This is a genomic window from Mycobacterium sp., from assembly GCF_019247635.1.
GTDB lineage: Bacteria > Actinomycetota > Actinomycetes > Mycobacteriales > Mycobacteriaceae > Mycobacterium.
The window spans coordinates 1-14,848 of record NZ_JAFBAR010000114.1; the positions used below are offsets into that span (position 1 = coordinate 1).

A 14,848-nucleotide genomic window follows, 5' to 3' on the forward strand; every position below is an offset into this window, starting at 1 on the left:
GGTAACTGACCCGGAGGCGGTGCCCGATGCCGTGGCATCGGTCCTGGGCATCACCCAACAGGCCGGCATGAGTGTGCGCGAGAGTGTGGCCGCGGCGCTGGAAGGCAGAGTGCGGCTGCTCGTGGTCGACAACTGCGAACACGTCCTCGACGCGGCGGCTGATTTGGTCGAAGCCATCCTCACCCGCTCGGACACTGTGCGGGTTTTGGCCACCAGTCGCGAAGGATTGGGCCTCACGGACGAACAGCTCTGGCCGGTGCCTCCGCTGGACGTCGGCGCCGGCGTCGACTCGGCGGCGGTGACCCTGTTCGTCGAACGCGCACGTAACGTGTCACCGCGCTTCGAGGCAGCCGCAGGCGACCAAGCCGCGGCGGTGGTCGAGATCTGCCGCCGGCTGGATGGCATCCCGTTGGGTCTTGAGCTGGCCGCATCCCGGTTGGCGTCGATGACCGCGGGTGAGATTCGAGACCGTCTCGACCAACGATTCAGGCTGCTGGTCGGGTCCCGGCGCGCGCTGGGGCGGCATCAAACGCTACGGCATGCCGTGCAGTGGTCGTACGATTTGCTCGATGACGCCGAAAAGGCGCTGCTGGATCGCTGTTCTGTGTTCGTGGGCGGATTCGACCTCGAAAGCGCTTGCGCGGTTGCCGGATTCGGTGAGCCCGACGAGTTCGCCGTGCTGGATTTGCTCGACGCGCTGGTGCGCAAGTCACTACTGGCGGCCGACCGGTCCGCCGGGAAGACAAGGTTTTCGATGCTGGAAACGATCCGGCAATTCGCCGAGGACAAATTGGCGGACCGTGGTGAAGCCGCCGACGCCAGAACCGCGCACGCCCGTCATTTCGCCCGGCTCGAAGCGGGCATTCTGGCGCTCTGGGACAGCCCCCGTCAGCGAGAAACCTACAAATGGCTCAACACGGAACTCGCCAATCTGCGCAGCGCCTTCCGTTGGGCCGCCGACGAAGACGACTTGGAAGTCGCGGCGACGATCGCGACTTATGCGGCATGGCTCGGTTATGTCGCCGAGAACTACGAGCCGATCGCCTGGAACGAAGAACTACTCGACTCCGGCCGCGCCGTCGCGTGGCCTCGACTCGCATTCGTGTATGCGTTGGGGTCATTCAGCTATCTCGCGGGCCGGATTGAGGCCGGAATTCGTCATGCCGACAAGGCTATTCGGTGCGACGGTGACGGCGACGTCGGCGAAGTGCCGTTCGGCCTCGACGCCTTGATCGGTGGCGTGTACCTGGTTGTTGGCCAACCCGAACGCTGGGCCCAATGGTGTCGCGACAGGATGACCCGCGGTCGAGACACCCACGCCTTCGCGCGGTCGTCCATGGTCCTGGCGTCGACGATCGCCGGGTTGCATGACGAGGCAGTGGCGGCCGCCACCGGTTTGATCGAGGCGGCCGAAGCCACCGGGAATCCTTACGCACTCTCCTACGCGCTGCTCGCCTACGGTTTCGCTCGTCGCGACTCCGATCCGGCGTCCGCGCTCGACGCCCTGGGGCGCGGACTTTATATCGCCCGGGACAACGGATGCCGCGCCAACGAGTCACATCTGGCTGTCAGCCTCGCCCGTCTCGAGTTCGAACACGGCGATCCGCAGGCCGGCCTGGACCACGTCGGTTCAGCTATCCGCAACTACCACAATTCGGGCAACCTTGCCGTCATGCGTTCCCCGCTCGCGATCCTTGCGACCTTTCTTGATCGGATGGGGCGCTACGAGGCGGCGGCCACCATCGCCGGGTTCGCGTTCAGCCCGCTGACCGCGACGGCGTTCCCCGAGATCAGCACCGCGATCACGCACCTACGTGAGGTGCTCGGGGAGCGAGCCTACGAGTCGCGGGCCGCAGCCGGCGTGACCATGACCGTGGCGGCCATGGCTTCCTACGCGTACGAGCAAATAGATCTCGCCCGAGCAGCGCTCGTCTAGCCCCCGCGACCGTGCGCAGAATGTCAGGTCAAGCGGCGTGTCGTTGAACCGACACGCACGCTCGCGACGGCCGGGTTACTGTCGCTGATGTGGACTTCGAGCTCGACGACGAGCAACGGGCCTGGCAGGCCGAGGTGCGGCAGTTCCTACGCGACAACGTCACGCCGGAACTCAGGACCGAAATGGCCGAACACGGCCTCGAATTCCAGGGCGGCGAACTGTCGGCGTTCCGCCGCAAGATTGGGCAGCGGGGTTGGTTCGGCCTGAACTGGCCGCGGGAGTATGGCGGCCTGGGCCGCACCGCGATGCACCAGCACCTACTGATGAGCGAGTTCGAGTACTGGGGCGTGCCGGGACCCGATCTGACGGTGACGTCGGTGGCGCCGATGATCATGCGGCACGGCACCGAGCAGAACAAGAAGGAGTTCCTGCCTGGCATCGCCAGGGGCGAGATCGTCTGCGCGGTAGGCTATTCCGAGCCGAACGCCGGCACCGACCTGGCCAGCCTGCGGACCCGGGCCGTCCGCGACGGCGACCATTGGGTGATCACCGGCTCCAAGATCTGGAACAGCGGGGCGCAACGGTCGACGCACGAGTGGCTGTGCGTGCGCACCGATCCCGAGGCCCCGCGGCACCGGGGGATCTCGGTGATCATGGTGCCCGTCGACAACCCCGGTGTCGGAATTTATCCGCTGTATGCCTGGTCGGGATACCGGACCAACGAAACGTTCTTCCACGACGTGCGGGTGCCGGTCACCAACCTGATCGGCGAGGTCAACCTCGGGTGGACCTACATCACCGGCGCACTCGACCTGGAGCGTGGCGCGTTGACCAACGCGGGCGATCTGCGTCGCGCGCTCGATGACCTGGTGGCGTTGGCGTCCCGGCCGGCACGCGACGGGTCGGTTCCGGCGCACGATCCCGCGTTTCGTCGTCGACTCGCGCACGCCGAGGCCGACGTCGGGGTCGCGACCCTGATGGGCTACGAGGCCGCATCGATGCTCGACGCCGGGCGCATCCCTACCGTCGAGGTCAGCGTCGAGAAGATCTTCACCAGCGAACTGCGCCAACGGATCGCTGATCTGGCAATAGACCTGCTGGGCCCCGACGGGCTGATCGCCCACCGCAGCCCCGGCGCCCCGCTGGAAGGCTTCTTCGAGCGGCTTTATCGGGTATCGCCGCTGATGCGCTTCGGCGGCGGGACCAACGAAGTGCTCCGCGACGTGATCGCCCAGCGCGGTCACGGGATGCCTTCCTACGGCCGGTGACCGCGTGCGACTGATACCGGATTCCGACGAGCGCGACCTGGCCGCGATGTGTCGCGGCGTGCTGGCGGCCGAGTGTCCGACGACGCTGGCCCGCGCTCTGCACACTGCGGACGGCGCACGCGTCACGCCGGCGTTGTGGAAGGCGCTCGCCGAGGCCGGTGTCCTGGGACTGGCGGTCGAGGAAGAACTGGGCGGCTCGGGCGGCGGGCTGCCCGAACTCGGTGTCTTCTGCCGGGAGGCCGGACGTGCCTTGTGCCCCATGGTCGTTCACAGCACGCTGCACGCGGCCCGCGCCGTCGATTGGTTGGGTGGACCACCGGCCCGCGCGGCCTGGCTACCCGCGCTGGCGTCCGGGACCGCGCGCGGCGCCACCGCGCTATGGAATCCACGCGATGCGGCGGACGTAACCCCGACTCTGCGCGCCCGCGCGGACACCCGGGGCTGGCGGCTGTCCGGGGTGGCGGACTTTGTCGCCGATGCCGACCTGGCCGACTTGATCGTCGTCACGGCCGAAACGAGCGGTAGGACATTGGGATTCGTCGCGGATATGGGCGAGGTTGGGTCGGCCGGGATCACCGTCGAGCCGATCGCCATGATGGGCGGGCACCGCGCGTTCACCGTCGGATTCGACGACGTCCTCGTCGAGGATCCGCGGCGCGTCCTGGGCGGCGCGGAGGGCCTCGCCGAAGGGGAGCTGCGGCGCGTCGCAAACGCCGCCGTGGCGCTGCTGTGCCTGGATCTCGTCGGAGTGGGCGAGGCGGTGGTGCAACGCACCGTCGATTACACGAAGATGCGCGAGCAGTTCGGCAGGCCGATCGCTTCCTTCCAGGCCGCCCAGCATCTGGTCGCCAACATGCACATCGCGTTGGCAACCGCCCGGCTGGCCGCTCAGTCCGCGGTGTTCTGGATTGGTCGCGGTCGCAGCGCAACCCGCGAAACGGCCGTCGCAAGGATGCGCGCCGTCGAGGTCAAGCGGATCACGCTCGATGCGCACCAGCTGCATGGCGGCATGGGCTACGTGGTGGACACCGACCTGCACCTGTTCTCCGAACGTGCCCGCGTGCTCTCAACACTGGGTGGGGGCGCCGACGTGGCGGCGACATGGCTTGAAGGCGAGATGGACTGGGAGGGTGGCCGTGGCGACCGAGAGCCTCGTTGACGCCGAATCCCTGGCCAGGGTCGGCACCGTTGCCGCCACCGCGACGGGCGAAGTGAATAGGCGTGACTGGCAGCGCTGGGCCGCGGCCATCGGTGATCACAACCCCCTGTGGTTCGACGCCGAATACGCTCGGGCACACGGATATCGCGACGTGATCTGTCCACCGTTATTTCTGCAGTACGCGATCCTGGGCGTGGCGGCACTCGGCGACCTGCGGCCCGACGGGTCGTCCGGCGCGGTGACCGGAAGCCTGGCGTTTCCGCGGGCACCACGGCGAATGGCCGGTGGCGAGAGCACCACCTTCCACCGGCCCGCCTATCACCGCGATGAGATCGAGATGGTGCGCACCATCGAGTCGATTGTGGAAAAGCAAGGCAGGTCAGGGAGATTCGTGCTTGTCACGTGGCGCGGCGAATACCGCAACCAGCACCGCGAACTCGTCGCCGAGGCGACGATGTCGATGATCGCGCGGCCCGCATGACCGGCCAGGTGTACTACGAGGACGTTAGGCCCGGTGATGCGATCCCGGCCCTGACGGTCACCGTAACCGAGACCCAGATGTTCTTCTTCAGTGCGGCAACATACAACGGTCACCGCATCCACTACGACAAGGACTACGCGCGCGACATCGAAGGTTACGACAACGTGCTTGTCCACGGTCCGCTGCAGGCGGCGCTGCTGTCGCGCGCGTTGACCGACTGGATCGGTGGCGACGGCCGATTGGTGACGTTCTCGGCGCAGAACCGTGCGATCGCCTATCCCGGGCAGGAACTGACTTTCGGCGGCGTCGTCGCCGGCAAGACGGATGCCTCCAGTTCTGGGGCGCTGGTGGACCTGGAAATCTTCTGCCGCCGCGGCGACGAGATGCTGATGCCAGGCACCGCCACCGTCGCCCTGCCACGCCGGAGTGCGCCATGAGCGGGCTGCGCGGGGAAGCGGCGATCATCGGCATCGCCGAGTTGCCGGCCGAACGGCGCCAGACCCGGCCACCGTCGTTCACCCTGGATCAGTACGCGCTGCTGGCGAAGCTGGTGATCGACGACGCCGGCGTGGATCCGGGTGTGGTGAACGGGCTTTCGTGCCACGGCATCGCGGAATCGGACATGTTCGCGCCCGCGACGCTGTCGGAATATCTCGGTCTGCCGCTGGACTTCGGTGATCGGGTGGACTTGGGCGGCGCGACCGCCGCGGGCATGGTCTGGAGGGCCGCGGCGGCCGTCGAACTGGGAGTGTGCGACGCCGTGCTGGTCGCGGTGCCGGGATCGCTGGAGATTCCCCATTCCGAGCAGCGACCCGGGCGGACCCTCGGCTGGTACGGCGCATCGAGCAACAACTACGGGTCACCGCAGGCCGAGTTCGAAATTCCCTACGGCAACGTCGGCCAGAACGCGCCGTACGCGCAGATCGCGCAACGATATGCGGCCGAATTCGGTTATGACGCACACGCGTTGGCACACATCGCGGTGCAGCAACGCATCAACGCGTGCTCCCATCCCGGCGCGGTCTTCCACGGCAAGCCGATAACGGTCGACGACGTGTTAAGCAGTCCGGTGATCGCCGAGCCCATCCACATGCTGGAGACTGTCATGCGCGTCCAGGGCGGGGCGGCCGTCCTGGTGGCCAATGCCGACGTCGCGCAACGCGCCCGGCACCGACCCGTCTGGATCAAGGGCTTCGGCGAACATATCCGGTTCAAAACCCCCACCTACGCCGACGATCTCATGCGCACGCCGATCGCCCGCGCCGCCGACAAGGCGTTCGCGATGGCGGGGTTGCAGCGCGACGATATCGACGTCGCCTCTGTCTACGACTGCTACACCATCACCGTGCTGATGACGTTGGAGGATGCCGGGTTCTGCGCCAAGGGGGAGGGCATGAAGTGGCTAACGCAGCACGACCTGACCTTCCGGGGCGACTTCCCGCTCAACACCGCCGGCGGCCAGCTGTCCTTCGGCCAGGCCGGCATGGCCGGCGGAATGCACCATGTGGTCGACGGGGCGCGCCAGGTCATGGGCCGGTCCGGCGAAGCGCAGGTGGCCGAGTGCAATACGGCGTTCGTCACCGGCAACGGCGGCATCATGAGTGAACAGGTGGCCCTGGTGTTAGGGGGCGACTGAGATGAGCGAGCCACTTCCGGTTCCGACGCCGGTGTCACAACCGTTCTGGGATGCGCTGCGGGAACACCGGATTCTGATCCAGTACTCGCCGTCGGCGGACCGTTACGTCTTCTATCCCCGCACGCTGACCCCCGGGACCCTCGCCGACGACCTGGAATGGCGCGAAATCGACGGCGCGGGAACGCTTTACACCTACACCGTCACGCACCGTCCGACCGGTCCGCCGTGGGCCGACAAAGTCCCGCAGCTGCTCGCGGTCGTCGAGTGGGACGTCGGCCCGCGGTTCAGCACCGAGCTGGTCGACGCAAAGCCCGCCGACATCCGTATCGGAATGCGGGTGTCTCCGGTGTTCTGCGACGTGCCCGGCGGTGGCATCACGCTGTTGCGGTACAGGCCTGCCGATGTTTGAGACCGTGCAGCAGTTGCTCCGCTCACGCATGGACGACGACACCGTCGCGCTGCTACACGGTGACCGCAGCTGGACCTGGCGCGAGCACCTCGCCGAGGCGTCGGCCGAGGCGTCGGCGGTCATGAGCCTGCTCGACCCGGCCAAGCCGCTGCACGTCGGTGCGCTACTGGGCAATTCGCCCGCCATGCTGCGTTCCATGGCGGCGGCCGCACTCGGCGGGTACGTGTTGTGCGGGATCAACACCACCCGTCGCGGGCAGGGCCTGGCGGCCGACATCCGGCGTTGCGACTCGCAATTGGTGCTCGTCGACAACCAGCAACTGGGGTTACTCGACGGGCTGGACGCGGATCGGGACCTGGCCGGCGCGACAGTCCTGAATGTCGACGACGCTGCGTACCGCGACGCGGTGGCGGCCGCCGGACCGCTGGTGCCCCATGAGGTCGGCGGCGCCGATCCGGTGATGATGATCTTCACGTCGGGCACCAGCGGCGACCCCAAGGCCGTGCGGTTCGCACACGCGATGGCGGTCATGTGCGGCGCCAGCCTGGTCGAGCGGTTCGCGCTCACCGCCGACGACGTGTGCTACCTGGCGATGCCGCTGTTCCATTCGAATGGCGTGGCGGCGGGCTGGGGGGTGGCGATCGCCGCCGGCGCCGCAATGGTGCCCGCAAAGTTTTCTCCCACACGGTTCTTGGCCGACATCCGACGCCACCGGGTCACGTACATGAACTATGTCGGCAAGCCGCTGGCGCTGGTACTCGCCACCCCGGAGCGTCCCGACGATGCCGACAACACGCTGCGGGCGGCCTTCGGCAACGAGGCCACCGAACGCGACATCGACGAATTCGCAAGGCGTTTCGGATGCCGGGTGGTGGACAGCTTCGGTTCCAGCGAGTTCGCCGTCGTGGTGATGCGCGAGGACGGCACGCCGCCGGGTTCGATCGGCAAGGGATATCCGGGCGTCAGCGTCTACCACGCGCAGACCCTGACCGAGTGTGCGCCTGCGGTTTTCGACGAGCACGGGGCGCTGGCCAACTTCGACCACGCCGTCGGTGAACTCGTCAACACCTACGGGACCGGCGGATTCACCGGTTACTACAACGATCCGGCCGCCACAGACCAACGGATGCGACACGGCATGTACTGGTCGGGGGACCTCGCCTACCGTGACGCCGACGGCTGGATCTACCTGGCCGGACGCACCGCCGACTGGATGCGGGTGGACGGCGAGAACCTGGCGGCCGGCCCCATCGAGCGGGTGCTGCAGCGCCTGCCGGACGTCAATCAGGTCGCCGTGTACGCCGTTCCCGATGAGCATGTCGGCGATCAGGTGATGGCGGCGCTGGTGCTCAACGCGGGAATAACGTTGACGCCCCGGCGGTTCGGCGAGTTCCTCGCCGCCCAACCCGACCTGTCACCCAAAGCGTGGCCGCGGTACGTCCGGATCAACACCGCGTTGCCACGAACCGCGACCAACAAGATCCTCAAACGCGAACTCATCGAAGCCGGTGTGACCGCCGGGGACGGTGTGATGTGGGAGCGTGAGAGCCGTGGGCGTGAATATGCCTTGTTGGCAACGAGTTCGGGTAATTAGCGGGCGACCGGGCAGCTGGCCTTATAGTCGACCTGCCAGTGCTTGATGCCGTTGATGAAGGGTGACCGCAGCCGCTGCGGATTCCCGGCCGCGGTGAGGTCGGGCAGGTGGTCGGCGATGGCATTGAACATCAGGTCAATGGTCATGCGCGCCAGGTTGGCCCCGATGCAGTAGTGTGCCCCGGTGCCACCGAATGCCACGTGTGGGTTGGGGTTTCGCAGGATATTGAACGTGAACGGGTCGTCGAAAACCTCTTCGTCGAAGTTGGCGGAGCGATAGAACATCACCACGCGTTGGCCCCTCTCGATCCGCACGCCGCCGAGCTCGGTGTCCGCGGCGGCGGTCCGCTGAAACGCCGTGATCGGGGTCGCCCAGCGGATGATCTCGTCGGCCGCGGTCTTGGGGCGGTGCGCCTTGAACAGCTCCCACTGGTCCGGATAGTCGGTGAAGGCCATCATCCCCTGCGTGATCGAGTTGCGGGTGGTCTCGTTGCCGGCGATGGCCAGTGTGACCACGAACATGCCGAACTCGGCCTCGGAGAGCCGGTGACCATCGGCGTCGGGCTGGATGAGCGTGGTGACGATGTCCTCGCCGGGCTGCTGGGCCTTCTGTTCCGCCAATTGCATTGCGTACCACATCATTTCGCCCGCAGACGTCAGCGAATCGTATTCGGCGAATTCGGGATCGTCGCTGCCGATCATCTGGTTGGACCAGTCGAACAGCTTCTGGTAGTCGGCCAGTGGCACCCCGAGCAGCCCGGCGATGGCCTGCAGTGGCAACTCACACGCCACCTGCCGGACAAAGTCGCCCGACCCCTGGGCGGCGGCCCGCTGGGCGATCCGCTTCGCACGCTCGCCAAGATCGGCCCGCAGCCGCTCGACAGCACGGGGCGTGAAGCCGCGCGCAACGATCTTGCGCAGCCGGCTGTGCTCGGGGTCGTCCATCATGATCATCGAGGTCCGGCCCGCCTCGATCTGTCCCTGCGCCAAGTCCTCCCGGTAACGCGGCACGATGGACTTCTCGGCCGACGAGAAGACGTCGCTGCGCAGCGAGACGTCGCGAACGTCGCGGTGCTTGGTCACCACCCAGTAGCCGCCGTCGCCAAAGCCACCCTGATCGGGTGGTTGCTCATTCCACCAGATCGGTGCCGTCGCGCGGAGTTCGGCGAACTCCTGCACCGGCAGCCGCTGAGCGTAGATGTCGGGATCGGTGAAGTCGAACCCCGGCGGCAGGTTCACGCGGCGGGAGTCAACTTGATGGCTCTCAGGTTCATCCGGTCGACCGCTTCGGCGAACTCGTCGGGCGTCGGTATGCGCTGCTCGCGGAATTTCAATCCGGTCATGCGCTGTGCGCGTTCGACGCCGTAGCCCTGGGCGCAGCGCAGGTACAGATCAGTGACGGTCGCGCGGTCGGTGATCAGCTCGCCCTGCATAGCGGTTGTCTTGCCGTCATAAACGACCTGGGCGGGTGCGCCGCCGCGGAAGTTCTGTTTCCACGGGGCGCCGGTCAGCGCATACAGCGTGTTGTCAATCAGGTGGGCGCTCACCGGGAGTGAGAACTGTCGTCCGCTCTTGCGTCCGGTAAAGCGCAGCACCATCAGTTGTTTGCGTGCGGGTCCCGCCAGGGGAGTGCGCAGCAGTAAGCCCAGCAGCGGGTTGACGATGCGCAGTACGGCCGCCGGTGGGTGTCCGACGTCAATCGCATACGACTGTTCGGTCATGAAGACACCGTACGGCGAATCTGGTTTGGTCGGGAGCCCCGGCCCGCTAACAGTGCAGAGGCGACGGTTATTGGGTGATGGTCGTCTGGTCGTCGATGATTTTGACGGCGTCCATCAACGGCCCTTGGTCGCTGCCGGCGGCATCGGCGTCCAGCTCGAGGACGAAGACCCCACCCTGGCCGGGAATCACCACGGTCTTCTGGGCGGCGACGCGCTTAGCACCGCCCTTGGTGTAGGTGCCGTTCAGCTGCCATGCCTGGAAGCCGCTCAGTGTTGAGGCGGTCCCGTCGCCACCGTCGAATCCAGGCAGGCTCTGCAGTGTCCCCGGCGCGTATTGGAGCAGTTTGGCCTGGTCGACGTCGCCGGTGAGCTTGGAGACGATCGCCACGATTCTGGGTGGGTCGGCAGGATTGGCGGGCTGGCTCAGGACGATGCCGCCGTACGACGTCGAGACGGTCTCATCGACCTTCCAGCCGTCGGGCAGCGGCAGGTTGATGGTCGGGGAGCCCGCGTCGCCCCGATGGATGGGTGTCTCTGTGATGTGGTTCTCGGTGATGTAGTCGGCGATGGTCTTGCGGGGTTGCGCGCCCGGCGTCCCGCTGGTGGCGGGCGCGGCGGAGGTAGCTGCCGTTGACGCCACCGACGTGGATGACGTGGTCTGGGCCTTTTTGTCAGAGCCGCAACCGACCAGCGCCAGGCTCAGCGCGACAGCCGCGATCGCCGGGGTGAGGTACTTCATCAATGTGCATCTCCCGAAATCAGGGCCGGCATGGTCGCCGGCCGCGCTGCAAGCGACACTAGCCGACCCCCGCTCGCGGGCTCAGATCATGTCGTTCTTCGTGAGCCACCGCATCACGGGCCAACCGACGAATACCGGTATCCAACAGGTGAGCACCCGATACAGCAACACCGACGGCACACCAACGGCCGCGGGCACCCCGAAGGCGGCGAGCCCACCGATGAGCGCGGCCTCGACGGCACCAACCCCGCCGGGAGTCGGGGCGGCCGACGCGAGGGTGCCGCCGACCATCGTGACCACGGTGACCGTGACGAAAGTCGTACCGCCGCCGAACGCCTCTACGCTCGCCCAGAGTGCCAAGGCGGCGCCGAGAGTTGTTCCGGCGGCCCCTAATACGATCAACGCAAGCCGTTTTGGCTCGCGGCTGATCTCGACCAGGTCGCCGGTTACCTCTTTGAGTTTGGGCCGCACCTCCGTGGCCAGCCAGCCGCGCAGCCTGGGCACGAGCAGAAAAGTACCGACGATACCGAGTGCCACGCCACCAATCAGATAGAGCATGGTGGCGCTCGGGACGAAATGAGACAGGTCCGCGGACGCGCCGGCGGCGGTGCTGAACAAGATCAGCAACACCACGTGGACGATCACCTGTACCGACTGCTGCAGCGCCACGGCGGCGGTGGCCCGTATCGCACTGAGACCACTCTTCTGCAAGAAGCGTGTGGTGAGTGCGAGCCCGCCGACCCCCGCCGGGGTGGTGGTTGCCGCGAAAGTGGTGGCCACCTGGGTGGTTGACAGCTTCCAAAAGCTGACCGAACCGTCGGCGCAGGCCCATAAGGCGGCCGCCGCGCCAAGGTAGGTCAGAGCCGACACCGTCAGCCCGAGCAGCGCCCACCACCAATTGGCGTGTAGCAGTTCGGAAAAGAACGTCGGCACTGTGCTGATGAAGGGGTACGCGACGTATACCAGCGCAACGAGCAGCACCAGTTGGACGGCCTGGCTACGGGAGAACCGAGTAATGGTTTCGGCTTTGATCTGATCGGCGCCCGTTTGTCGCTTGACCTCGGCACGGGCGCTGGAGATGACGTCGCCCGCGTTGGCCACCGACTGTCGGATTCGTTTCGGCACAGCGGATTTGGTGAGTCTGCGCGACGCGGTCAAGATCATGTCTTTGCCGAACGCCTCGATCGCCGCCCCCACCGCGGACTTGGCGTCGTACAACGCCGAGGTGGTAACCAGGAGTTGGGCTATGTCGGATTGAAGTTGGGCATCCGTGGCACCGTACTCGGCGCTGCCGAACCCGCCGAACAACACGGCGCCGTCGTCGACGGTGATCTCGTGGCAGCGCAGGTCGCCGTGCGAGATCTGGCTCTCGTGCAGGGTGTGCAGCGATTCCCACACCGTGGCGACCGATGTCTGACCGGCGCACTCGTCGAGTGCGGTCCCGCGAACGGGCTTGTGCGCGTACAACGTCCATCCCCGTTCGAGCGCGGCGAGGGCGAGTGTCGACGTGTTGGCGACGCCGGTTTCGCCGATGGCGATCGCCATCAGTGCGCGATGCTCGACGGCGCGCTGCATCGAGGTCTGCAGGGGTGCGGTCTCCGACCCGCGCAGCCGCAGCTTCCACCACACCTGGCGCAGTGCCCCGCCGCTGCGTTGATGCGGGCCGTACAACTCGATCGCCGCCCTGGTGCCGGAGTCCGTCGAAGTGGCCGACAGAACCAGCGGTCCGGGCCCGGCCGGCCGGACCACCGTGAGCATGGATACGACGAAACCGCGTTTTGCCATCGCGCGAACCGCGCCCTCCAGCGGTACTTCGAGAGCGGGAGTGCCGACGACCAGTACCACCAGCGCGCCGATGAACCAGCCGACCGCCAGCCCCACCAGGGAGCGGGCCGGCACGATGGCGCTGACCACGAGATGGATTGGCACGAAGGCCAGCAAAAGCGTCCACCACCAGTGCCGCCAGCGCGCCGGCAGCCAGGGCCCCGACACCGTCAACACCGCCGCGAGCATCGCGATCCAGCGCGGGTCGTCCAGGATCTGAGCGGGGACCGTCGAGAGTCGCTCCGAGGCGTCGAAGTGCCATCGCGGTGCCGAGAAGCGGTTGTTGCTGATCGACAACGGCAGAATGGCGAGCACCGCCGCGGCCGCGTATGCGCCGACCGATCGCCACTGGCGGGCGACAATCAGGCCGATCAGAATCATGAACGGCAACGCCAGAATCGCAAGGCCGTAGACCAGGTACACCGCATCGGACTGGGTGGGCGACAACACGCCGACGATCTGTGAGATGGATTTCTCCAGCGCGACCCAGCGGGGACGGGTGATCAGCGAACTCGTGATCACGGCCACGAGAAAGGACGCCGCCAGGATCAGCCGCAGGATGTCGGTGGTCCGCCGGGTCAGCGGTTGCAGCAGACTGCCGGAAACGGCGATGTCGCGCCCGTCAACTCGCATGTTTCAAGGATCCTCTCGGATCTGACCCCGATACGGCTCTACGACAACTTAACCTGCGGCTCAGGCCAGGCCCGGGCGACTGGCCCGTCGATCTATCGCTACCGATCCGCCGAAATAGACGGCAGCGGTGGTGCCTACGACGAGCATCCCGCGAACGAACCGGATGAACGGGGCGATCCCGTGTCGGTCCGGCCGTCAAACTCGACTCGACAGGGCGAACGCCAAATCGGTTGGCGCCGAACCACTACCGCGCTCGCACAAAGGACCTACACAGCTGGCTCGCGTAGGGTTGGGGAAATGCGTGGCCGACTGGGAGGAGCGAGCGTGATGCGGACCGACAACGATAGCTGGGAAATCACCGAGAGCGTGGGGGCGACGGCGCTGGGCGTCGCGTCGGCTCGCGCCGCGGAAACCGAGAGCGAGAACCCGCTGATTCGCGACCCGTTCGCCCGCGTCTTTCTCGACGCCGTCGGGGACGGAGTGTGGAATTGGCACTCGGGACCGCAGCTACCTGACCGGTTGATCGAAGTCGAGCCCGAGTTGCCCTTACAGATGCGGTCGATGGTCGACTACATGGCTTCGCGCACCGCCTTCTTCGACGCGTTCTTCCTCGACGCGACCCGCGCCGGAATCAGGCAGGTGGTGATCCTGGCGGCGGGCCTGGACTCGCGGTCGTGGCGGTTGCCGTGGCCGGACGGCGTCACGGTCTACGAGCTCGATCAGCCCAGGGTGCTGGAGTTCAAATCCTCGACGCTGGCCGAGCACGGGGCGACGCCGGCCTGTAACCGAGTCGCGGTTCCGGTGGACCTGCGTCAGGATTGGCCGACGGCATTGCGCCAGGCCGGTTTTGACGCGTCGGCGTCCAGTGTCTGGTCAGCCGAAGGGCTGATGCCCTATTTGCCGGCGGCGGCGCAAGAGCTGTTGTTCGACCGTGTGCATGGGCTTACTGCTGGCGGCAGCCGGGTCGCCGTCGAGGCGCTTGGACCGACGTTTCTCGACCCCGAGGTCCGCGCGAAGCGCCGTGCGCGGATGGATCGCGTTCGCGCCTTCATGGCCGACGCCGACCCGCAGCGCGAGCTCCCCAGGACCGACGAGTTGTGGTACTTCGAGGAGCGCGAGGACGTCGGGGAGCGGTTTCGCCGACACGGTTGGGACGTATCGGTGACGCCGACGGTGCAGCTGATGGCCAGCTACGACCGCAAACCCCCAAAGGAGGTCGAGGACCTGGTCCCGGGGAATCTCTTCGTGGCTGCGCAGCGCGCGGCGACGTAGGCCAGCTACGGTTCGTCATCGTCTTCCCTCAAGAGCTTCTCCGGGTGGTGAAACGTATTGGTGCGGGGTTGGCCGTGGTCGAGGTGGGGTGGGGGGATCCATTCGGTGTCGCCTTTGGTGTTGGTGCGGGTGGTCCAGCCTTTGTCGGCGAGTCGGTTGTGGGGGCCGCAGGCCAGG

General features: G+C 66.8%; 13 protein-coding genes and 1 pseudogene. 9 read left to right on the forward strand and 5 right to left on the reverse strand.

Annotation, left to right across the window (positions count from 1 at the left end):
* From JO236_RS19390 to fadD1, 8 genes are all read left to right on the forward strand, one after another.
* On the forward strand, positions 1-1,936 hold a 1,936-nt coding region (locus JO236_RS19390; RefSeq protein ID WP_293334195.1), incomplete at its 5' end, for an ATP-binding protein.
* Between the two features lie 89 nt (positions 1,937-2,025).
* Entirely contained in the window at positions 2,026-3,204 is a 1,179-nt protein-coding gene (locus JO236_RS19395; protein WP_293334198.1) for an acyl-CoA dehydrogenase family protein, read from the forward strand.
* A gap of 4 nt (positions 3,205-3,208) precedes the next feature.
* On the forward strand, positions 3,209-4,363 hold the full coding sequence (locus JO236_RS19400) for an acyl-CoA dehydrogenase family protein (RefSeq protein WP_293334201.1): 1,155 nt from the start codon (positions 3,209-3,211) through the stop codon (positions 4,361-4,363).
* Positions 4,341-4,844, forward strand: a complete 504-nt coding sequence (locus JO236_RS19405) for a MaoC family dehydratase (RefSeq protein WP_293334204.1) — start codon at positions 4,341-4,343, stop codon at positions 4,842-4,844. The genes JO236_RS19400 and JO236_RS19405 overlap by 23 nt, the downstream gene beginning before the upstream one ends.
* Positions 4,841-5,281, forward strand: coding sequence for a MaoC family dehydratase (locus tag JO236_RS19410; RefSeq protein ID WP_293334207.1), 441 nt, complete (start codon positions 4,841-4,843; stop codon positions 5,279-5,281). Before JO236_RS19405 ends, JO236_RS19410 begins: the two co-directional genes overlap by 4 nt.
* Entirely contained in the window at positions 5,278-6,480 is a 1,203-nt protein-coding gene (locus JO236_RS19415) for a thiolase family protein (protein WP_293334210.1), read from the forward strand. The genes JO236_RS19410 and JO236_RS19415 overlap by 4 nt, the downstream gene beginning before the upstream one ends.
* Before the next feature lies 1 nt (position 6,481).
* Positions 6,482-6,889: a Zn-ribbon domain-containing OB-fold protein gene (locus JO236_RS19420; protein WP_293334213.1), complete on the forward strand. Its 408-nt coding sequence runs from the start codon at positions 6,482-6,484 to the stop codon at positions 6,887-6,889.
* Positions 6,882-8,483, forward strand: coding sequence for a fatty-acid--CoA ligase FadD1 (fadD1, locus tag JO236_RS19425; RefSeq protein WP_293334216.1), 1,602 nt, complete (start codon positions 6,882-6,884; stop codon positions 8,481-8,483). The genes JO236_RS19420 and fadD1 overlap by 8 nt, the downstream gene beginning before the upstream one ends.
* On the opposite strand, the gene JO236_RS19430 is transcribed toward fadD1, so the two are convergent.
* The 4 genes from JO236_RS19430 to JO236_RS19445 form a co-directional block, all read right to left on the reverse strand.
* Entirely contained in the window at positions 8,480-9,721 is a 1,242-nt protein-coding gene (locus tag JO236_RS19430) for a cytochrome P450 (RefSeq protein WP_293334219.1), read from the reverse strand. The two genes, fadD1 and JO236_RS19430, sit on opposite strands and share 4 nt — an antisense overlap.
* A complete protein-coding gene (locus JO236_RS19435; RefSeq protein WP_293334222.1) occupies positions 9,718-10,203 on the reverse strand; it encodes a hypothetical protein in 486 nt (161 codons plus the stop codon). Before JO236_RS19435 ends, JO236_RS19430 begins: the two co-directional genes overlap by 4 nt.
* A 67-nt stretch (positions 10,204-10,270) precedes the next feature.
* Positions 10,271-10,942, reverse strand: coding sequence for an LpqN/LpqT family lipoprotein (locus JO236_RS19440; protein WP_293334225.1), 672 nt, complete (start codon positions 10,940-10,942; stop codon positions 10,271-10,273).
* A gap of 81 nt (positions 10,943-11,023) precedes the next feature.
* Positions 11,024-13,399 (reverse strand): lysylphosphatidylglycerol synthase transmembrane domain-containing protein, encoded by a 2,376-nt coding sequence (locus JO236_RS19445; RefSeq protein WP_293334228.1) that lies wholly within the window; start codon positions 13,397-13,399, stop codon positions 11,024-11,026.
* Between the two features lie 324 nt (positions 13,400-13,723).
* Between JO236_RS19445 and JO236_RS19450 the strand changes: the two genes are divergently transcribed.
* Positions 13,724-14,671 carry a class I SAM-dependent methyltransferase gene (locus JO236_RS19450; RefSeq protein WP_293334231.1) on the forward strand — a complete coding sequence of 316 codons (948 nt, stop codon included), beginning with the start codon at positions 13,724-13,726 and terminating at the stop codon, positions 14,669-14,671.
* 5 nt (positions 14,672-14,676) lie between these two features.
* On the opposite strand, the pseudogene JO236_RS19455 reads toward JO236_RS19450, so the two are convergent.
* Positions 14,677-14,848 (reverse strand): annotated as a pseudogene (locus tag JO236_RS19455) (hypothetical protein); the annotation flags it as partial.